This is a genomic window from Actinoplanes sp. CA-015351 (assembly GCF_050955685.1).
GTDB lineage: Bacteria > Actinomycetota > Actinomycetes > Mycobacteriales > Micromonosporaceae > Actinoplanes.
Map to the genome: position 1 here is coordinate 4,676,890 of NZ_CP192102.1, position 16,171 is coordinate 4,693,060.

Consider the following 16,171-nt stretch of genomic DNA (forward strand, 5'->3'; position numbering starts at 1 on the left):
CCGGCCGCCTTGACGTGCAGCCGGCGGCGGGACTGGGCGGGGGCGGGACTGGGCGGGGGCGGGACTGGGCGGGGGCGGGGCTGGGGTCAGCACTCGATGACGTTGACGGCGAGGCCTCCCCGGGCGGTCTCCTTGTACTTCACCTTCATGTCGGCGCCCGTCTCCTTCATCGTTTTGATGACCTTGTCGAGGGAGACGTGGTGCCGGCCGTCGCCCCGCAACGCCATCCGGGCCGCCGTGACCGCCTTCACCGCGGCCATCCCGTTGCGCTCGATGCACGGGATCTGCACCAGCCCGCCGACTGGGTCGCAGGTCAGGCCCAGGTTGTGTTCCATGCCGATCTCGGCGGCGTTCTCCACCTGCTCCGGGGTGCCGCCGAGCACCTCGGCCAGCCCCGCCGCCGCCATCGCGCACGCCGAACCTACCTCGCCCTGGCAGCCCACCTCGGCACCGGAGATCGAGGCGTTCTCCTTGAAGAGCAGCCCGATCGCACCGGCCGCGAGCAGGAACCGGACGATCCCGGCGTCCGAGGCCCCCGGCACGAAGTCCAGGTAATAGCGCAGCACGGCCGGGATGATGCCCGCGGCGCCGTTGGTGGGCGCGGTCACCACGCGGCCTCCGGCCGCATTCTGCTCATTCACTGCCATGGCGTACGCGGTGAGCCACTCCATCGAGAGTGTGGCCGGGTCTCCGGCCGCCCGCAGCTGACGGGCCGTCGACGCTGCCCGGCGTCGCACCTTCAGCCCGCCGGGCAGTACCCCTTCGGCGTCCAGGCCCGCGTCGATGCAGTCGGACATGACCGACCAGATGTGCAGCAGGCCGTCGTGAACCGAGGACGCGGGGCGCCGCACGGACTCGTTGTCCAGCATCAGGCGGGAGATCGACAGGCCGGTCGACCGGGTCAGTGCGAGCAGCTGGTCACCCGTGGAGAACGGATGCGGCAGGTCCGGTGCGGAACCCCGTACCGGAGAGAAGAGATCTCCCACCACGAAGCCGCCGCCGACCGAAAAATATCGCTTGGTGAGCAGCTCGGCGCCATCGGCGCCGAGCGCGGTGAAAACCATCCCGTTGGGGTGCTCGGCGAGCGAGCGACGCCGGTGCAGAACCATCTCCACGGCCGCCTCGGCGCCGTGCGGCAGTGTGAGAAGGCCGTCGGCGGACGGGTCGAGGGTGACGTCGACCGTCTCCGGTTCGAACCCTTGCAGACCGAGCAGCACCGCCTTCGGCGTGCCGTGCCCGTGACCGGTCGCGCCCAGCGAGCCAAACAGTTCGGCGCGCACCGTCGTGGTCCCGCCGATGCTGCTCAAAGAGGAGGCGAACATCCGGGCCGCGCGCATCGGGCCGACCGTGTGGGAGCTGGACGGACCGATACCGATCGAGAAGAGGTCGAACACGGAGACGGCCACGATCATGACTCCGGTGAGATCAGCGCGGCATAGCCCGCGGCGTCGAGGACCTCGGGGGCGCGGGTGACCCGCACCCGGTAGAGCCATCCTGCGCCGTACGGATCGGAGTTGATCAGCCCCGGGTCGCCGGCGAGCGCGCTGTTGATTTCCACGATCTCTCCATCGGCCGGCGCATAGACCTCGCTGACCGATTTGGTGGACTCGATCTCACCACATGTCTGGCCGGCCGTGGTGATCGTGCCGGCTTCCGGAAGGTCGACGAACACGACGTCGCCGAGCGCGTCCGCGGCGAACGCGGTGATGCCGACGGTGGCGATCTCGTCGTCGGTGAGCCACTCGTGGTCGCGGCTGTAACGAAGGTGGAGGGGGATCAAAGGAGGCTCCTGGTGAACTGAGGTCGGGGCCTCCCTCGCTCTGTCATGGTGCCTGAGAGGTTCACCGCCGGACAGCAGCGGTTTGCACCGTCGGCGCGGGTCTCGCACCCGGCTTTCCAGAGTCGCCTGCCCGCAGCGGTACGGGGGCCTGAGAGATTCTGAGGGAGAAGTTGCTCCTTCGGCGCCTCTTGGAGATCAAGAGGGCTCTCCCGCTGCGAGTGAAACGGCTTCTTCAATTGTGGCTGCAAGCTATCCGGGCCGTCATGATCACGTCAAGCGGAGCGGCCCTGCCCGGCAGCGGGCAGGGTCAGCGTGAAAACACTCCCGCCGGCCGGCCCGGGCTCGTACCCGGCAGTGCCGCCGTTCGCCTCGGCGAGACCTTTCACGATGTAGAGGCCCAGGCCGTTGCCCTTGATCGACGGGCTCATCCCGGCCGCTCGCACGTATCTGTCGAACAGGTGCGGCCGCAGGTCCTCGGCGATGCCCTCGCCCTCGTCGCACACCCCGATCACCACGGTCCCGCCCCGCCGTTCGACGGTGACCGCGGTGACCCCGCCGCCGTACTTGGCCGCGTTGGTGCAGTAGTTGGTGACGATCTGCTGCAGGTGGCTCGGGTGCACCAGCACGGTCGTGCCGGGCTCACAGGTCACCGGCGGGCTGATCTCCAGCCCGGCGAGGATCTCGCCGAGCGCCGGGCGGATCTCCACCGGCTCCGGGGTCGCGTTCATCTGCCCGGCGTCCAGGGTGCACATGGTGAGGATCTCGGCGCAGAGGATCTCCAGGCGGCGTGCCGACCGGGCGATCACCTCGACCGCCTTGCGATGCGTCGGCTTCACGCCGTCGAGGTCACCCTGCAACAGCTCGGCGTACGCCGTGATGGTGTTCAGCGGAGTGCCGATCTCATGCGAGAGCATGCCCATCAGGTCGAGTTTCAGGGCATTCGCGTCGGCCAGCTGGTTGTTGCTGTCCTGCAGCTCGTCGTTGCTCTCGGCGAGCTGGGCCGCCGCGGCGTCCCGGTCGCGTTCGGCGGCGAGCCGGGCGGTCACGTCCTGCAGCACCGCGATGAAGCTGACCGGCTGGCCGTCGCTGTCCCGGACCAGGGACATGCCCATCGCGGCGTCGACGATGTGCCCGTCCGCGTGCAGCATCCGCAGGTGCCGGTCGAGCGGCAGGTCCTGGGTGAAGAGCCGGGCCGCCGCCCGGTGGTTGCCGGCCCGCTCGTCCGGGTGGGTGATGTCGTCGAGCGTCATCGACTCCAGCAGCGCCACCGAACGGCCCAGCATCCCGGCCAGAGCCGGGTTGACCTGCTGGAAAGCACCGTCCAGGGCGATCGTGGCCTGCCCGACGGTGGCGAGCGAGAACTGGGTGCGCAGCCGTTTCTCGCTGTCCGCCATCCGCCGCTCGGCGACCTTGCGCGCGGTGACGTCGATGTTCACTTCGAGGATCGCGATCGGGTGGTCGGCGTGGTCGCGCTGCACGGCCTGGTGCGACAGCACGGTGATCCGGGTGCCGTCGCTGCGCAGGTGGTCCAGTTCGCCGTGCCACTCACCGGTCTCGGACAGCGCCGTGTCGACGAGAGTTCGCAGGACCGGGAACCGGGTGTCGAGCAGCCGGTGGGTCGGGCATCCGAGGGCGGCGTCGGCGTCCCATCCGTACGTGGCCTGGGCGCCCCGGTTCCAGTAGGTGATCCGGTCCTCCAGGTCCTTCACGATCACCGCGGTCGGCGCGAGGTCGAGCAGCTCGGCCTGCTGGCGCAGCTGCTCCTGGTCGTGCTGGCGCTCGGTGACGTCGCTGCACACGCCGTCGATGTAGAAGACCCCGCCCTCGTTGCGGGGCACCGCCCGGGTCCACACCCAGCGGATCACCCCGTCGGCGCCGATCACCCGGTTGGTCACCTGAGCGGCCTGGCCGGAGAGGATCTCCTGCCCGAAGGCGTCGAACAACGCCCGGTCCTCCGGGTCGACCATCCCGGTGGTCACCTCGGACAGGTCCTCGCCGGTCGGCACGATCCCGCCGAAGATGCCGGCGCTGTCGTGGCTGGCGTAGACCATCTCGACCTGGCCGGGTGCGTCCACGCGTACCGTCCAGAGGAAGTCGTCCAGGTTGGCGATGACCCGGTCGAACTCGCTGCGGGCGCGGCCCAGCTCGAGTTCCAGCTCCTCGGCGCGGCGGCGGTGCACGTACTGCCCGATGTGCGCCGCGACCGTGTCCAGGGCGGCCATCAGCTCGGGGTCGGGTTCGGTGCGGCGGCGTTCGAACGCGGTGAGCACACCGACCACGTCGGTGCCGTTGCGGACCGGCACCGCCACCGCCGTGTTCAATCCGGCGCGCTCGGCGGCGGCGGCCCGGGGCAGGTCGGTGCCGGGCAGATCCCGGATCCAGCGGGCGGCCGCGTCGGCCCAGACCTGCCCGACGATCCCCTCGCCGTGGGCGAACTCGGTGATCTCCTCCATCGGGGCGGTCACCTCGCGGTCGCGGGTGGCCACGGCCAGGCGTACCAAATGGGTCTCGTCGTCGTCCAGCTGCCAGTACTCGACGTAGGGCCAGCCGAGTCCGTCCGCGACGGCGGCCACCACCTGGGAGATCGCCTGCTCGACGCTCTCCGAGGTGGCCAGGGCACCGGACACGGCATGCTCCAGGGTGCGCAGCATCTCGCTGCGGCGCACGCTGGTCAGATCCCGGACGAACATGTACGCGGCCATCCCACCGGGCCGGTCCAGGGCGGTCAGCGACAGCTCGATCGGGAACTGCCGGCCACCGCGCTGCAGGCCCAGGAACTCCACCCGGCGGCCGGCCGGGTCGACCTCGGTCTCGAACGACGCCGCCATCATCCAGCCGGCGTATTCGCGCCGGTGCTGCGACGCGATGATCAGCTCGTTCATGCTCTGACCCAGCGCCTCCGGCTCACTCCAGCCGAACATCTCCTGGGCCGCCCGGTTCCAGCCGGTGATCCGGCCGCCCAGGTCGGTGGCGACGAACGCGTCCAGGGTGCTGCCGAGGATCTGCTGGATCAGCTCGGCGGACTCGGCTGCCTCGTGCACGGCGACCTGCGCGGCGATCTCGGCGGTCGCGGCAGCAGCCAGGTCCTCCATGACCGCGACGTCCGCGTCGCTCCACAGCCGAACCTCGCGGTCGACCGCGCAGAGCGTGCCCAGGACGAACCCGTCCGGCGAGCGCAACGGCACACCCAGGTACGCGATCGCGTTGTGCTCGGTGATCGCCGGGTTGTCCCGCAGCAGCGGATGTTGCCGGGCATCCGGTACGACCATGGGCGCGCCGGCCTCCACCACGTACTGGCAGTACGAGTGCGACAGCGGCGTCTCCCGGAACATCGGGCTCGCCGACGGACCGGCCTGGCTCACGAAGCACTGGCGTTCCTCCTGCACCAGCGTCACCAGCGTGGCGCGGCCGCCGACCAGGCGCTGCGCGAGACCGGTGATCCGGTCCAGGACCGGCGACTCGCCGTCGATCAGGCCGGTCGCTTTGACAGCTGCCAGCCGCGCAGGGTCCAGAACCGCCCCTGGTATGCGGCTCGGCTGGAGAGACACGCCGTTCATCGCCACACCGATCGGCAACCCGCCGGCAATCCTGAGGCGCCAACCATCCCGCGGGGATGAGGCAGCCACGGCGACCGGCTCGGACGATCGGGTTAGCCGGATCCGGACTGGGGCAAGGCGAAGTAAAACCCCTCGGGAGGACCTCATGACGATGTACGACAGCTCCATCGATGCCCAGCACAACATCGCCGGCTCCGGCGACCCGGCCGAGATCGCGGCGAACGCCGAGGCCGCCGGCGCCGAGCTGGGCGTCACGCCCCAGCGCCGCCTTCTGCCGATCATCCTGGTCACGGCGGCGATCGCGGCCGCTACGGCGGGAGCGGTGTACGGCGCTGCCAAGGCGGTCGAGGCACGCCGCAGCCGCAGCTGGTGGGACAACCTGATCAGCCGGTTCTAGAAGCGCGGGACGGCCGGGGGCTCAGAGCCCCCGCACCGTCGTCAGCTCCGACAGACCGGACACGGTGAGCAGCGGCGCCAGCAGCGGCCCGGTCACCACCTCGATCCGATCGGCGTGCTGGAACAGTGTGGCCAGCCCCGCACTGTCCAGGTATTCGACAGCGGTCAGGTCCACGAGCAGCGCGGCCGCGGTCGCCCCGGCGACCGCGTCGCGCAGCGCCGACGCGAAGGTGTCGGCATTACTCATGTCGATCTCACCGGCTGCGGCGAGAACCGGAACGCCATCGGGTCGCTGCCCGCTGGTCAGCGTGAGCGCGGTGGTCATGGCACGATCCTCGCCTGCATGTCGATGGTGGTGCCGGCGATGCCGGTGGTCACAGTCACATGGTGCATGAACGCCTTCATCAGCATGAGACCCCGACCACGGTACGGGTTCTCGGCGGGCCGTGGTGTCAGCCACCGCCCGTTGTCCACGACCGTGAGCCGCAGGTCCTCCGCCGTCGCTATGGCCCGCAACCGGATCTGGCCGCCGGTGTCCCGATGCCCGTGCTCGATCGCGTTGGCACATGCCTCCCCCGCCGCGACCAGCACGTTCTGGATGGTGACCGGGTCGATGGCGCAGCGTTCCAGCCAGCCGCGCAGCGCGGTGCGCACCGGGGCGAGCCGGGACGCGTCGGCCGGGAACTCGAGCTCCAGCGGGCCGGGCTGACGGTAGAGCAGCAGGGCGACGTCGTCGTCGTAACCACCGTCCGGGGCGAGCCGGTCCATCACCTCGCTGGCGAGCTCGTCGATCGGGGTGCTGCGACCGAGCCGCACCGCGTCGGTCGCCGCGTCGATGCCCTCGGTCAGCGGCTGCCGGCGCCGCTCGACAAGGCCGTCGGTGTAGAGCAGCAGCGTGGTCCGGGGTTCCATCCGGTACTCCGCCTCGTCGCGTTCCATCGTCGGCCGGATCGCCAGCGGCCGGGAGCGTCCCTGATCGAGCAGCTCGATGGCGCCGTCGGCCTGCGCGGCAATCGGTGGTGGGTGACCGGCGCTGGAGTACACGAGGTGGCCGGTCGCCGGGTCGAGCACACCGCAGAACACGGTGGCACAGGTGGCGCCGGGCAGCAGCGCCGCGAACCGGTCGAGCGCCATCAGGGTCCGGGCCGGCCCGGTGTCCTGCAGCAGCAGGGCCCGGCAGGCGCTGCGGAGCTGACCCATCACGGTCGCGGCGGGCAGCCCGTGCCCGACGCAGTCGCCGACGACGATGCCGATCCGGCCGTCCGGCAGGGTGACCGTGTCGTACCAGTCACCGCCGACCTTGAGCGGCCGGGTCGCCGGCTCGTAACGCACCGCGAAACCGGCCGGCAGCTGCGCCGGGCCGAGGATGGCGCGTTGCAGGGCGAGTGCGGTCTCCCGCTGCTGGTCGATCTGGTGCACCCGGCGCAGCGCCTGGCCGAGGTGGCCGGCGAGCAGGGCGAGCAGGGTCTCGTCCTGCTCGGTGAACGGCCGCCGGTCGCCGAGCTCCAGCCAGACGACCATGGTCCCGTCCGGGTGGCCGAACGAGATGCCGGCGCCGGCGTCGCGTTCGCTGACCGCCGTGAGCGCTGGGCCGCCCGACAGGCCGGTGATCGTCTGCCGCCGCTGCTGCGGCAGACCGTCCCAGGTCAGCGAGGCGTCGGTGGCCTCGAAAACCGGGATCGGTGAGCCGTCGAAGACGGTCGCTGACGCGTACGCCGCGTGCCAGAGGCCCCGCAGCTCGGCGAGGGCGCCGCCGAGCGCGCCCGGCAGGTCCTCGGCCTCGGACAGCCGCAGGCTGAGCGAGGCGACCGCGCTCTCCCGCTGGATCGCGTAGTGCTCGTCGGTGACGTCCCGGAACGTGCCGACGATCACCCGGCGGCCGGTCTCCGGGTCACGGACCCGGGTGAACGTGGCGGCCGCCCACAGGCGGCGCCCGTCGCGATGGTTGACCGGAATGGTGTAGGACCCGTGCTCCTGGTGCGTGAGCCTCTCCAGCGCGGCGGTCACCTCGGCGTACGCGTCCGCGTCGGTCTCCGCGTCCGGCCACCACGGAGGCACGCCGCGATAGGGCAGGCCCTGAGGCCCGTACCCCAGGATGTCGGTGAAAGCCGCGTTGATCTCGATGACGGTGCCGTCCTCGTCGCAGACGAAGAAGGCCTCCTGCAACGACTCGACGAGTGCGGTACGCCACCGGGCGTGATGGTTGCGCATCCGGGCCAGCTCGACGTTGGCGCGGACCCGGGCCAGCAGCTCGGCCGCCGAGAACGGCTTGAACAGGTAGTCGTCGGCGCCGGCCTCGAGGCCTTCGATCGCGGCTTCCTGGCCGGCCCGCGCGGAGAGCAGCAGCACCGGTACCCCCACGGTCCGGCCGTCCTCGCGCAGCGCCGCCACCAGCTGCAGACCGTCCATCTCGGGCATCATCACGTCGCTGACCACCAGGTCCGGCGCGTCGGCGCGGGCCGCCTCGAGGGCCTGCCGGCCGTCGCTGACCGCGGTGACCCGGTGCCCGGCCGAGCGCAGCAGCCGGACCAGGTAGTCCCGCATGTCCGCGTTGTCGTCGGCGACGAGCACCCGGGCGGCGGAGCCGGGAACCGGCGCGGCCGACTCGATCGGATAGTCCGGCTCGGACGGCAGCCAGCGCAGCGCCTCCTGCACGAACGGGTCGGCGGTGGCCGAGACGGCAGCCGGCTCGGCGGCGGGCACCACCGCGTCGGCGGGCAGGTGCGCCGAGCCGAACGGCAGGGCGATCGTGAAAACGGTGCCCTGCCCCGCGGTGCTCTCCGCGCCGACCGTGCCGCCGTGCAGCAGCACCAGCTCCTTCACCAGCGCCAGCCCGATGCCGCTGCCCTCGTTGGAGCGCGACCGGGCGTTCTCGATGCGGTGGAATCGCTCGAAGAGCCGGGGCATCTCCTCCGGCGCGACACCGGCGCCGGTGTCGGCGACAGTGACGACAGCCCGGCCGTCCTCGGCTCGCACGGCGACCCGGATGCCGCCGTCGAAGGTGAACTTCAGGGCGTTGCTGAGCAGGTTGAGCACGACCTTCTCCCACATGCCCCGGTCGACGTAGACCTCGGCGGGCAGCGTGGGACAGTCCACCTCGAAGGAGAGCCCGGCACGCTCGACGGCGGAGCGGAAGACGCTGGCCAGGTCGGCGGTGGTGGCGGCCAGGTCGACCGGCTCGTACCGGGCCTGCATCCGGCCGGCTTCCAGGCGGGAGAAGTCGAGCAGCGCGTTGACCAGCTTGCCGAGGCGCAGCGCGTTGCGGTGCATGACGTCGAGGTCCTCGCGCATGTCCTCGCCGGCCCGGCTCCGCAGCTCGTCGAGCGGTCCCATGATCAGCGTGAGGGGCGTCCGGAACTCGTGGCTGATGTTGGAGAAGAACGTGGTCTTCGCCCGGTCCAGCTCGGCCAGTTCCTCGGCCCGCCGCTGCTGCGCCTGGTAGTTGCGGGCGCTGGCGACGCCGGCCGCCACGTGGCCGGCGGTCAGCTCGATGAAGCCGCGGTACTCCTCGTCCAGCGCGCGGAAACGGTTCAGCGCGGCCACCAGGAACCCGTACGCCGTACCGCCCTGGCGCAGCAGCGGCACCAGCAGGGCCCCGTCGGGCGGGTCGGCCCAGTCACCGGTGGGCAGATCGGCGCCGGCCAGGTCAGCGGCGGGCAGTTCGACCAGCGCCGACTCGTGGCGGGCCGGACCGGACACCGGCCACGGGCCGTCCGGGTACGCGATCTCCGGCGCGGCCGGGTGCCCGGCCGGGATGCCGGTCGACGACGCGAGCCGGGCCGACCCGTCCTCGGCGAACAGGTAGGTGAGGGTGAAGGGCAGGTCCCTGAGGTTCTTGCCGAGCTGCTGCGCCGTGAACGCCAGCATCTCCTGCTCGGTACGCACGACGCTGGGGTCCGAGCCGAGGTCGCGCAGCGTCGCCATCCGCCGCTCGCCGATGACCCGCTTGGTGTCCTCGCTGACCACGCAGAGCATCCCGACCAGGGCGCCCTCGTCGTCACGCAGCGGGCTGTAGGAGAACGTGTGATATGTCTCCTCGGTGTACCCGGAGCGCTCCAGGAAGAGCAGCAGGCCCTCGTCCCAGGTGGCCTCGCCGGTGCTGAGCACGTTTTCGATCCGGGGGCCGATGTCACCCCAGATCTCCTTCCACACCTCACTGGCCGACCGGCCGAGCGCCCACGGGTACTTGCGTCCCAGGGTGTCGCGCCGGTATGCCGCGTTGCAGAAGAAGGTCAGCTCCGGACCCCAGCACATCCACATCGGGAACCGTGATGCCAGCAGGATGCTCACCGCGGTGCGCAGACTCTGCGGCCACTGCTCGGGTTGCCCGAGCGGCGTCTGCGTCCAGTCCACCGAGGCCAGGTCACGTCCGACATCACCACCCGCGGCGAAGACGTCCGCCGCAGCCGTACCGCTCATCTGCCCACGTTCTCCCGCGTCGTGCCCATCAACCGGCCCGCAGACAACGTAGCCGACGCGCCGCGATCCGGCTCGCGCACGTTCGGTGGACTTCGCCGGGCGTGCTCTACTTGGCTGATGATCATGCGCGCGCTGGTGTTCACCGGGCCCGGCGAGGCTGAGGTCCGCGAGGTGCCCGAACCGGTCGCCGGCGCCGGCCAGGTGGTCGTGGACGTCGAGCGGGCCGGGGTGTGCGGCACCGACGTCGAGCTGTTCACCGGTGAGATGAGTTACCTGCACAACGGCCGGTCGTCGTACCCGCTGCGGCCCGGGCACGAGTGGGCCGGCGTGGTGACCGCGACCGGGGCCGGCGTCGGCGAGAGCTGGCTGGGGCGGCGGGTGACCGGCGACACGATGATCGCCTGTGGGGGCTGCCGGCGCTGCCGGTCCGGGCGGCATCACGTCTGCGCGCGGATGCGGGAGCTGGGCATCGCCGACGGGTTGCCCGGGGCGCTCGCCGAGAAGCTGGCGTTCCCGGCCGCGTACCTGCACGCGCTGCCCGACGAGATGGACGCCACCGTGGGTGCGCTCGTCGAGCCCGGTGGCAACGCCCAGCGCGCGGTCGCGGCGGCGGCGCTGGAGCCGGGTGAGCGGCTGCTGGTCCTGGGCACCGGCACGATCGGGTTGCTGGCCGCGCTGATCGCCCGGTCCCGGGGCATCGAGGTGCACCTGCTCGGTCAGCACCTGGACTTCGCCCGGTCGCTGGGATTCGACCGGTCGTGGACCCGCGAGACACTGCCCGGCCTGGAGTGGGACGCGGTCGTCGACGCCACCAACTCCCCCGCCATGCCGGGCCTGGCCGTGGAGCTGGTCGAACCGGGGCGGCGGGTCGTCTGCATCGGGCTGTCCGGCACGCCCAGCACGGTGGACTCGCGCGACATCGTGCTCAAGGACGTGACAGCGGTCGGGATCCTCGGCGCCTCCGCCGGGCTGGCCGACGCCGTTTCCGCGTACGCAAGCGGGAATGTGAACCCACAAGCGCTTGTCGCGGCAGTGACCGGGCTGGACGAGGTGGCCGGCGTGCTGGCCGGGAACCGGCCGGCGGGGGCCGGCGCAGGACCGAAGATCCTGGTCGACCCCCGGCGCTGACCGCCTATCGGCGACCCAGGCGGTTGGCCCAGAGCCAGCCGCGCAGGTAACCCAGCTCGGAGCCCTCGCCATAGACGTAGTGCCACGCGACCGACGCGTCCACGACCGGGCCGATCTCGTCGAAGAGCGCCTTCGCCTCGGCGCGGCGACCGGCCAGGACGTGGTACAGCGCCACCCAGTGCAGGCACTCGACGTCGCGGTCGGCGCCGTTCCACTTCGCGACCCACGCGTCCATCTCCTGGTGGACCTCGGGCTTGCCGAAGTACGCGCGGGCGGCCTTGAACCCCTTGCCCGACGCCGAGTTCCAGTTGAACTCGCGCAACGCGTACTCGTAGTGCGCGAACAGTGGCAGCAGCACCGTCCTCGAACCGGGCGGCGCGGCGGCCGCGGCGTCACGGGCGGTGGCGAACATCTGCTCGTGCGAGCCGTACCACTTCTCGCAGAGCAGCATCACCGCGGTCAGATGCAGGGCGAAGTTGTGCGGGTCGCGGCGGCGGCCCTCGGCGTAGATCTCGTCGAGCGACGACCGGGCCGCCCGGTTGCCGAACATCGTCCGGATCTTGCGGGCGTACGGCACCGGGTCGCCCGGCAGCGCCAGGGCGATGGCCCGGTCGGCGGCTGTGCCGGCCAGGCCGGACTGCCGGTGGAAGGCGTGGAACTGCTCCGGCGTCGTCTCCGAGGCCGACGCCGAGCCCCGCGCCCGCGCGGCCCGGATCTGCAGCGTCTCCGACTGGATCAGCACGGCGCCCGGGTCGTCGGGGGCGGTCTCGAGCCAGGTCTGCAGCCAGGAGCCGTCCTTCGCGGCGGCGTCGGCGAGCAGCTGGACCCGCCGGCCACGCCGGTCCCAGTCGCTGCCCGCGTCCGCGAGCAGCTTCTCGGCGGCGTGCCAGTCCCCGCGCACGGCCCGGTTGCGCGCCTCACGCTCGGTCTCGTCGGTCAGCGGGAGGTCGTCGGTGAACTCGGGCGGATCGGGGACCGGACCGTGGAACAGCGCGTGGATCAGGTAGCGCAGAAACATCATCACCGCGGGATCATATTCGCGCCCATCAACTCGATGATGCCCGTGGCGGCGACCGTGAACGGCTCGCCCAGACAGCCGTGCACGGCGGCGGACTCCCGGTGGACGGTGACGTCGGCGCCGGCCGCGCGGAGCATCTCGGCGAACGCCTCCCCGGAGCTGCGCAGGGTGTCGGTCTCGCAGTTGACGATCAGGGTGCGCGGCAGGCCGGTCAGGTCGCCGGCGGCCGGGAAGGCGTACGGGTCGCCGGGGTCGGCGCAGTAGTGCCGGCTCATCGCGGCCACCCATTCCGGGGAGAAGTAGACGGCTGCTCTGTCATCCCGGATCTTTCGCAGCTCATCGGCTTCCCACGGCGGCAGCTCGGCATGCAGGATCGGGTAGATCAGCTGAAGCGAGGCCGGCCGCTCGCCGGCGCCGTCGCGCAGCCGTTTCGCCACTCCGGCGGCCAGGTTCGCCCCGGCGCTGGCCCCGCCGAGGTGCAGCCGTCCGGCCGGGACACCGAGCAGGCCGGCGTTTGCGACGGCCCAGGTCCAGCCGGTGAGCACATCGTCGGAGCCGGCCGGGTACCGCACGCCGTGCAGGGCCTTGCGATAGTCCAGCGACAGCACCGAGAAACCCCGGGCTGCCAGGGCCAGGGCGGTGAAGTGCGCCTCGGCCATGTCCAGGGATCCGCTGACGAACGCGCCGCCGTGCACCCAGACCAGGCCGGCCACCGGCTCGCCGGGCCCGCGGTAGAGGCGGGCCGGAACGCCCGCCGCTTGATCCTCCGCACGGACCGCCGCCAGCTGCGGGAAGCGGGCGAACAGTTCGGCGTCGGTCGGCCCGGTCTCCGGCAGGTCGCCGGCGATCTCCAGCATCCGTACGTAGTCCGGCACCGGTGGCAGGTCGCCGCCGGCGGCGCGGGCCATGATCGCCCGGCGGAGCGGGCGGGGCAGCCGGCGCAGCGTCTTCATCGTGTAGCCCAGGACGGTGCCGGTGGCGGTCATGGCTGCCAAGTTATCCGGTGAGCCGGCCGGCCGGCTCGGCGACAGGCCGTGCGGTCAGCCGGTCAGGCCGCCGGCCAGCTCGGCGACAGGCCCGGGTGTCGCGCTGCGGAAGCCGGTTCCGGCCCACAGGTTGAGCGCGCCCGGGTCGCCCGTCGCGGCGGCGGCCGCGCGGATCGGCGCGGTCAGGTGATGCACGGCCGGATAGCCGATCGGGGCGGCCGCCTCGTACGCGTCGATGAACCGGTTGCGCAGCCCGCGGGCCGGCTGGCCGGTGAAGGCCCGGGTCACCACGGTCTCGGTGAACTCGCCGGAGAGCATCGCCGCCCGCTGCGCCGGACGGGTGCCGGCCTCGTCGGCGAGCAGGAACGCGGTGCCGCACTGCACTGCCGCCGCGCCCGCCTCGAGCAGGTCGTGCACGTCCTCGGCCGTGCTGACGCCGCCGGCCGCGACCACGGGCAGGTCGGTGACGGCGAGGATCGCGGCGAGGGTCCCGGCGGCGGTGCCGGTTCCGGCGTACCCCTGCGGGTCGGTCGTGGAAGCGTGCCCACCGGCGGCGCCGGACTGGGCGATCAGCGCGTCGGGCGCGGCCGCGAGGGCCGCTTGCGCTTCCCGGGGGTTGGTCACCGTGATGAGTACGGTCGAACCGGCCACGTGCAGCGCCCGGACGACAGCCGCATCGGGTACGCCGAACGTGAAGCTGACGACCGGCACCCGATAGGCGACAGCGAGCTCGACCTTCGCCGCGAAGTGATCGTCGTCGTCGAGGCGTACCGGGGGCAGGTCGACGCCGTACCGGTCGGCCTCCGGCTGGAGCAGCCGGCGGTACGCCTCGATCGGCGCCGGATCGGCGGGCGGCGGCACGGGTACGAAGATGTTCAGCCCGTGCGCCACCGAGGCGACCTGGCGCAGTTCGGTCTCGACGGCGTCCGGTGTCTTGTATCCGGCGGCCAGGAAACCCAGGGATCCGGCCCGGGCGGCGGCCTCGACGAGGGCGGGCGTGGATGGTCCACCGGCCATCGGGGCGACGATCAATTCACGCATGGGCCGACCCTATGCGCCGATGTCACGCGGTGTGCCAGAGGAATCCCGCCAGAGTGAGCGCGGCCAGCGCGATCGCCACTCGCAGCGGCCGTTCCGGGGTACGCCGGACCAGCGCCGGCCCGATCCAGCTACCGACCAGGCACCCGGCCGCCAGCAACGCCGCGGCTGTCCAGTGCACCGGGGCGAACAGCGCGTACAGCACGGCCGCGGCCACGTTCGAGAAGCCGAGGACGATGCTCTTCACCGCGTTGGTCACGGCGAGCGGCTCGGCGGCGGCCAGGGACATCGCGGCGAGCATGAGCACACCGGCGGCCGCGCCGAAGTACCCGCCGTAGATCGCGATCAGGAACACCACTACGGCGAGGGGAGGGCGGTGCGCTTTCGGTGCCCGCTCGCCGGGCTGTTTTTCCGCCGCGTGCTCGCCGGGCCGGGTGTACCAGGTCCGCAGCGGTTCGCGGAACAGCAGCGCGAGGGCGCCGAGCACGATCAGGCCGGGCACGATCCGCTCGAACGCGTCGGACGGGGTGCTCATCAGCAGCAGCGCTCCGGCCGTGCCGCCGGCCACCGCGACCACGCCGTGCCGCAGAATCCGCCGGCCCTGGCCGCGCAGCTCACGCCGGGATCCGGCGGCCGAGCCGACCGCGCTGGAGAGCAGCGCCACCGTGTTCGTCACGTTCGCGGCGATCGGCGGGATGCCCACGGCGAGCAGCGCGGGGTAGCTGACCAGCGACGCGAGCCCAGCCATCGAACCGGTCAGCCCGGAGCCGATGCCGCCGAGGAACAGCAGGGTGGCATGGCCGGCATTCACGGAACGCCAGAGTACGTCCCCGTGATCGGAGCCGGCAGCGCGAAGCAAACCGTGCCGGCGCCCGCCTCGGGGTGGCGGTTGCAGGCCCCCCGCCGCGATCTTGGCAAGTTGTAACGCATCGTTACGCACAACTTGCCAAGATCATGAGAGGCCACGGAGGCCGTCGGAGATCCAGAGACCATTGAAATGATGTCGCGACGCCTCGATGACCCCGGACAAACCCCGCGGAATTCGTGCGTCAGCGCAGGCGCAGACGCTGCCCCGGGAAGATCAGGCTCGGGCTGTCGAGGCGGTCCTTGTTGAGCTTGTACAACCCCCGCCAGCCACCCTTGACCTTGTACTTCTTCGCGATCGAGGCGAGTGTGTCGCCGGAGCGGACGACGTACGTGCCCTTCGTGACGGCCGGCTTCTTGCCCCCGGTGGACGCCTTCTTGTAGACGCCCGGCTTCTTGCCGCACACCGGCCACGGCTTCAGGCCGCGCTTCTTGTACAGCTTGTTCGCGATCTTGATCTGTTCGGCCTTGGTGGCCTTGTCCGCGGTCGAGGCGTATTTGCCGCCCCCGTTCGCTTTCCACGTGCTGCGGCTGAACTGCAAACCGCCGTAGTACCCGTTACCGGTGTTGATGTGCCACCGGCCGCCGGATTCGCATTTCGCGACTACGTCCCAATTCACCTGCCGAGCCGCCGAGGCGGGGCTCGCGGGTGCCAGCAGGACGCCGGCTCCGGTCACGCCGACGGTCAACAGACCGAGGGCAAGGCGCGTTCGTCTACCGATCCGAGACATGGATGATCCTCCACGCCTACGAGGTGAGCTGTCGGGTTCGGGCAGAGTGGCCCGGCCGTTCTGTGCGGCTTCACCCCAAGGCGTAGCTGCGGAAACAGGCAGCTAGCCGACGTACTTGGGTCCCCCGCTCCTGCCATCGATTCGTGTCCGCGGACGGCGGCAGGATTCGGCGGACCGTCCACGGTGCCCGCTGTCGCAGGACGGCCCGACGGTAACCACGTCCCATCGACAAAGGCCAAGCTCCGGCCCCCGGA

At 71.6% G+C, this 16,171-nt stretch carries 12 protein-coding genes and 3 riboswitches; of the genes, 2 read left to right on the plus strand and 10 right to left on the minus strand.

Translation table 11 applies throughout. From position 1 onward, the window contains the following. Window positions 1–86 precede the first annotated feature (86 nt). The 3 genes from ACQP2E_RS21730 to ACQP2E_RS21740 form a co-directional block, all read right to left on the minus strand. A complete protein-coding gene (locus tag ACQP2E_RS21730) occupies window positions 87–1,412 on the minus strand; it encodes an L-serine ammonia-lyase (RefSeq protein WP_433824766.1) in 1,326 nt (441 codons plus the stop codon). Beyond that, window positions 1,409–1,780: a glycine cleavage system protein GcvH gene (gene gcvH, locus ACQP2E_RS21735; protein WP_433824767.1), complete on the minus strand. Its 372-nt coding sequence runs from the start codon at window positions 1,778–1,780 to the stop codon at window positions 1,409–1,411. Before gcvH ends, ACQP2E_RS21730 begins: the two co-directional genes overlap by 4 nt. 38 nt (window positions 1,781–1,818) lie before the next feature. Beyond that, window positions 1,819–1,902: riboswitch (glycine riboswitch) on the minus strand. Window positions 1,903–1,906: 4 nt separating this feature from the next. After that, window positions 1,907–2,002: riboswitch (glycine riboswitch) on the minus strand. Between the two features lie 50 nt (window positions 2,003–2,052). Further along, window positions 2,053–5,337, minus strand: a complete 3,285-nt coding sequence (locus tag ACQP2E_RS21740) for a PAS domain S-box protein (RefSeq protein WP_433824768.1) — start codon at window positions 5,335–5,337, stop codon at window positions 2,053–2,055. A 145-nt stretch (window positions 5,338–5,482) separates the two neighbouring features. Here ACQP2E_RS21740 and ACQP2E_RS21745 point away from each other — a divergent pair, with 145 nt between their 5' ends. Then, entirely contained in the window at window positions 5,483–5,734 is a 252-nt protein-coding gene (locus ACQP2E_RS21745) for a hypothetical protein (RefSeq protein ID WP_433824769.1), read from the plus strand. Window positions 5,735–5,755: 21 nt separating this feature from the next. On the opposite strand, the gene ACQP2E_RS21750 is transcribed toward ACQP2E_RS21745, so the two are convergent. Continuing rightward, window positions 5,756–6,058, minus strand: coding sequence for an STAS domain-containing protein (locus tag ACQP2E_RS21750; RefSeq protein WP_433824770.1), 303 nt, complete (start codon window positions 6,056–6,058; stop codon window positions 5,756–5,758). Next, window positions 6,055–10,152, minus strand: a complete 4,098-nt coding sequence (locus tag ACQP2E_RS21755) for a SpoIIE family protein phosphatase (protein ID WP_433824771.1) — start codon at window positions 10,150–10,152, stop codon at window positions 6,055–6,057. Before ACQP2E_RS21755 ends, ACQP2E_RS21750 begins: the two co-directional genes overlap by 4 nt. 117 nt (window positions 10,153–10,269) lie before the next feature. Here ACQP2E_RS21755 and ACQP2E_RS21760 point away from each other — a divergent pair, with 117 nt between their 5' ends. After that, complete coding sequence (locus ACQP2E_RS21760; RefSeq protein ID WP_433824772.1) at window positions 10,270–11,280, plus strand: zinc-dependent alcohol dehydrogenase; 1,011 nt, start codon at window positions 10,270–10,272, stop codon at window positions 11,278–11,280. A gap of 4 nt (window positions 11,281–11,284) precedes the next feature. Here ACQP2E_RS21760 and ACQP2E_RS21765 read toward each other — a convergent pair whose 3' ends face one another. The 5 genes from ACQP2E_RS21765 to ACQP2E_RS21785 form a co-directional block, all read right to left on the minus strand. Next, window positions 11,285–12,304: a hypothetical protein gene (locus tag ACQP2E_RS21765; RefSeq protein ID WP_433824773.1), complete on the minus strand. Its 1,020-nt coding sequence runs from the start codon at window positions 12,302–12,304 to the stop codon at window positions 11,285–11,287. Next, the gene (locus ACQP2E_RS21770; protein WP_433824774.1) at window positions 12,301–13,284 is read right to left on the minus strand and encodes an alpha/beta hydrolase fold domain-containing protein; all 984 of its coding nucleotides are present in this window, start codon (window positions 13,282–13,284) and stop codon (window positions 12,301–12,303) included. Before ACQP2E_RS21770 ends, ACQP2E_RS21765 begins: the two co-directional genes overlap by 4 nt. 54 nt (window positions 13,285–13,338) lie before the next feature. Continuing rightward, window positions 13,339–14,325: a nitronate monooxygenase gene (locus ACQP2E_RS21775; protein WP_433824775.1), complete on the minus strand. Its 987-nt coding sequence runs from the start codon at window positions 14,323–14,325 to the stop codon at window positions 13,339–13,341. 22 nt (window positions 14,326–14,347) lie between these two features. Further along, a complete protein-coding gene (locus ACQP2E_RS21780) occupies window positions 14,348–15,133 on the minus strand; it encodes a sulfite exporter TauE/SafE family protein (protein WP_433824776.1) in 786 nt (261 codons plus the stop codon). A gap of 238 nt (window positions 15,134–15,371) precedes the next feature. Then, window positions 15,372–15,917: a transglycosylase family protein gene (locus tag ACQP2E_RS21785; RefSeq protein ID WP_433824777.1), complete on the minus strand. Its 546-nt coding sequence runs from the start codon at window positions 15,915–15,917 to the stop codon at window positions 15,372–15,374. Next, a riboswitch (cyclic di-AMP (ydaO/yuaA leader) is annotated at window positions 15,916–16,099 on the minus strand. Its footprint overlaps the gene before it by 2 nt. Window positions 16,100–16,171: the final 72 nt, after the last annotated feature.

Excerpts from the sequence above, each read along its gene's own strand:
- ACQP2E_RS21775 (WP_433824775.1), bottom strand. The coding sequence starts at position 14,325 with ATGCGTGAATTGATCGTCGCCCCGATGGCCGGTGGACCATCCACGCCC.
- ACQP2E_RS21750 (WP_433824770.1), bottom strand. The coding sequence starts at position 6,058 with ATGACCACCGCGCTCACGCTGACCAGCGGGCAGCGACCCGATGGCGTT.
- ACQP2E_RS21745 (WP_433824769.1), top strand. The coding sequence starts at position 5,483 with ATGACGATGTACGACAGCTCCATCGATGCCCAGCACAACATCGCCGGC.
- ACQP2E_RS21760 (WP_433824772.1), top strand. The coding sequence starts at position 10,270 with ATGATCATGCGCGCGCTGGTGTTCACCGGGCCCGGCGAGGCTGAGGTC.
- ACQP2E_RS21740 (WP_433824768.1), bottom strand. The coding sequence starts at position 5,337 with ATGAACGGCGTGTCTCTCCAGCCGAGCCGCATACCAGGGGCGGTTCTG.
- ACQP2E_RS21755 (WP_433824771.1), bottom strand. The coding sequence starts at position 10,152 with ATGAGCGGTACGGCTGCGGCGGACGTCTTCGCCGCGGGTGGTGATGTC.
- ACQP2E_RS21785 (WP_433824777.1), bottom strand. The coding sequence starts at position 15,917 with ATGTCTCGGATCGGTAGACGAACGCGCCTTGCCCTCGGTCTGTTGACC.
- ACQP2E_RS21730 (WP_433824766.1), bottom strand. The coding sequence starts at position 1,412 with ATGATCGTGGCCGTCTCCGTGTTCGACCTCTTCTCGATCGGTATCGGT.
- ACQP2E_RS21770 (WP_433824774.1), bottom strand. The coding sequence starts at position 13,284 with ATGACCGCCACCGGCACCGTCCTGGGCTACACGATGAAGACGCTGCGC.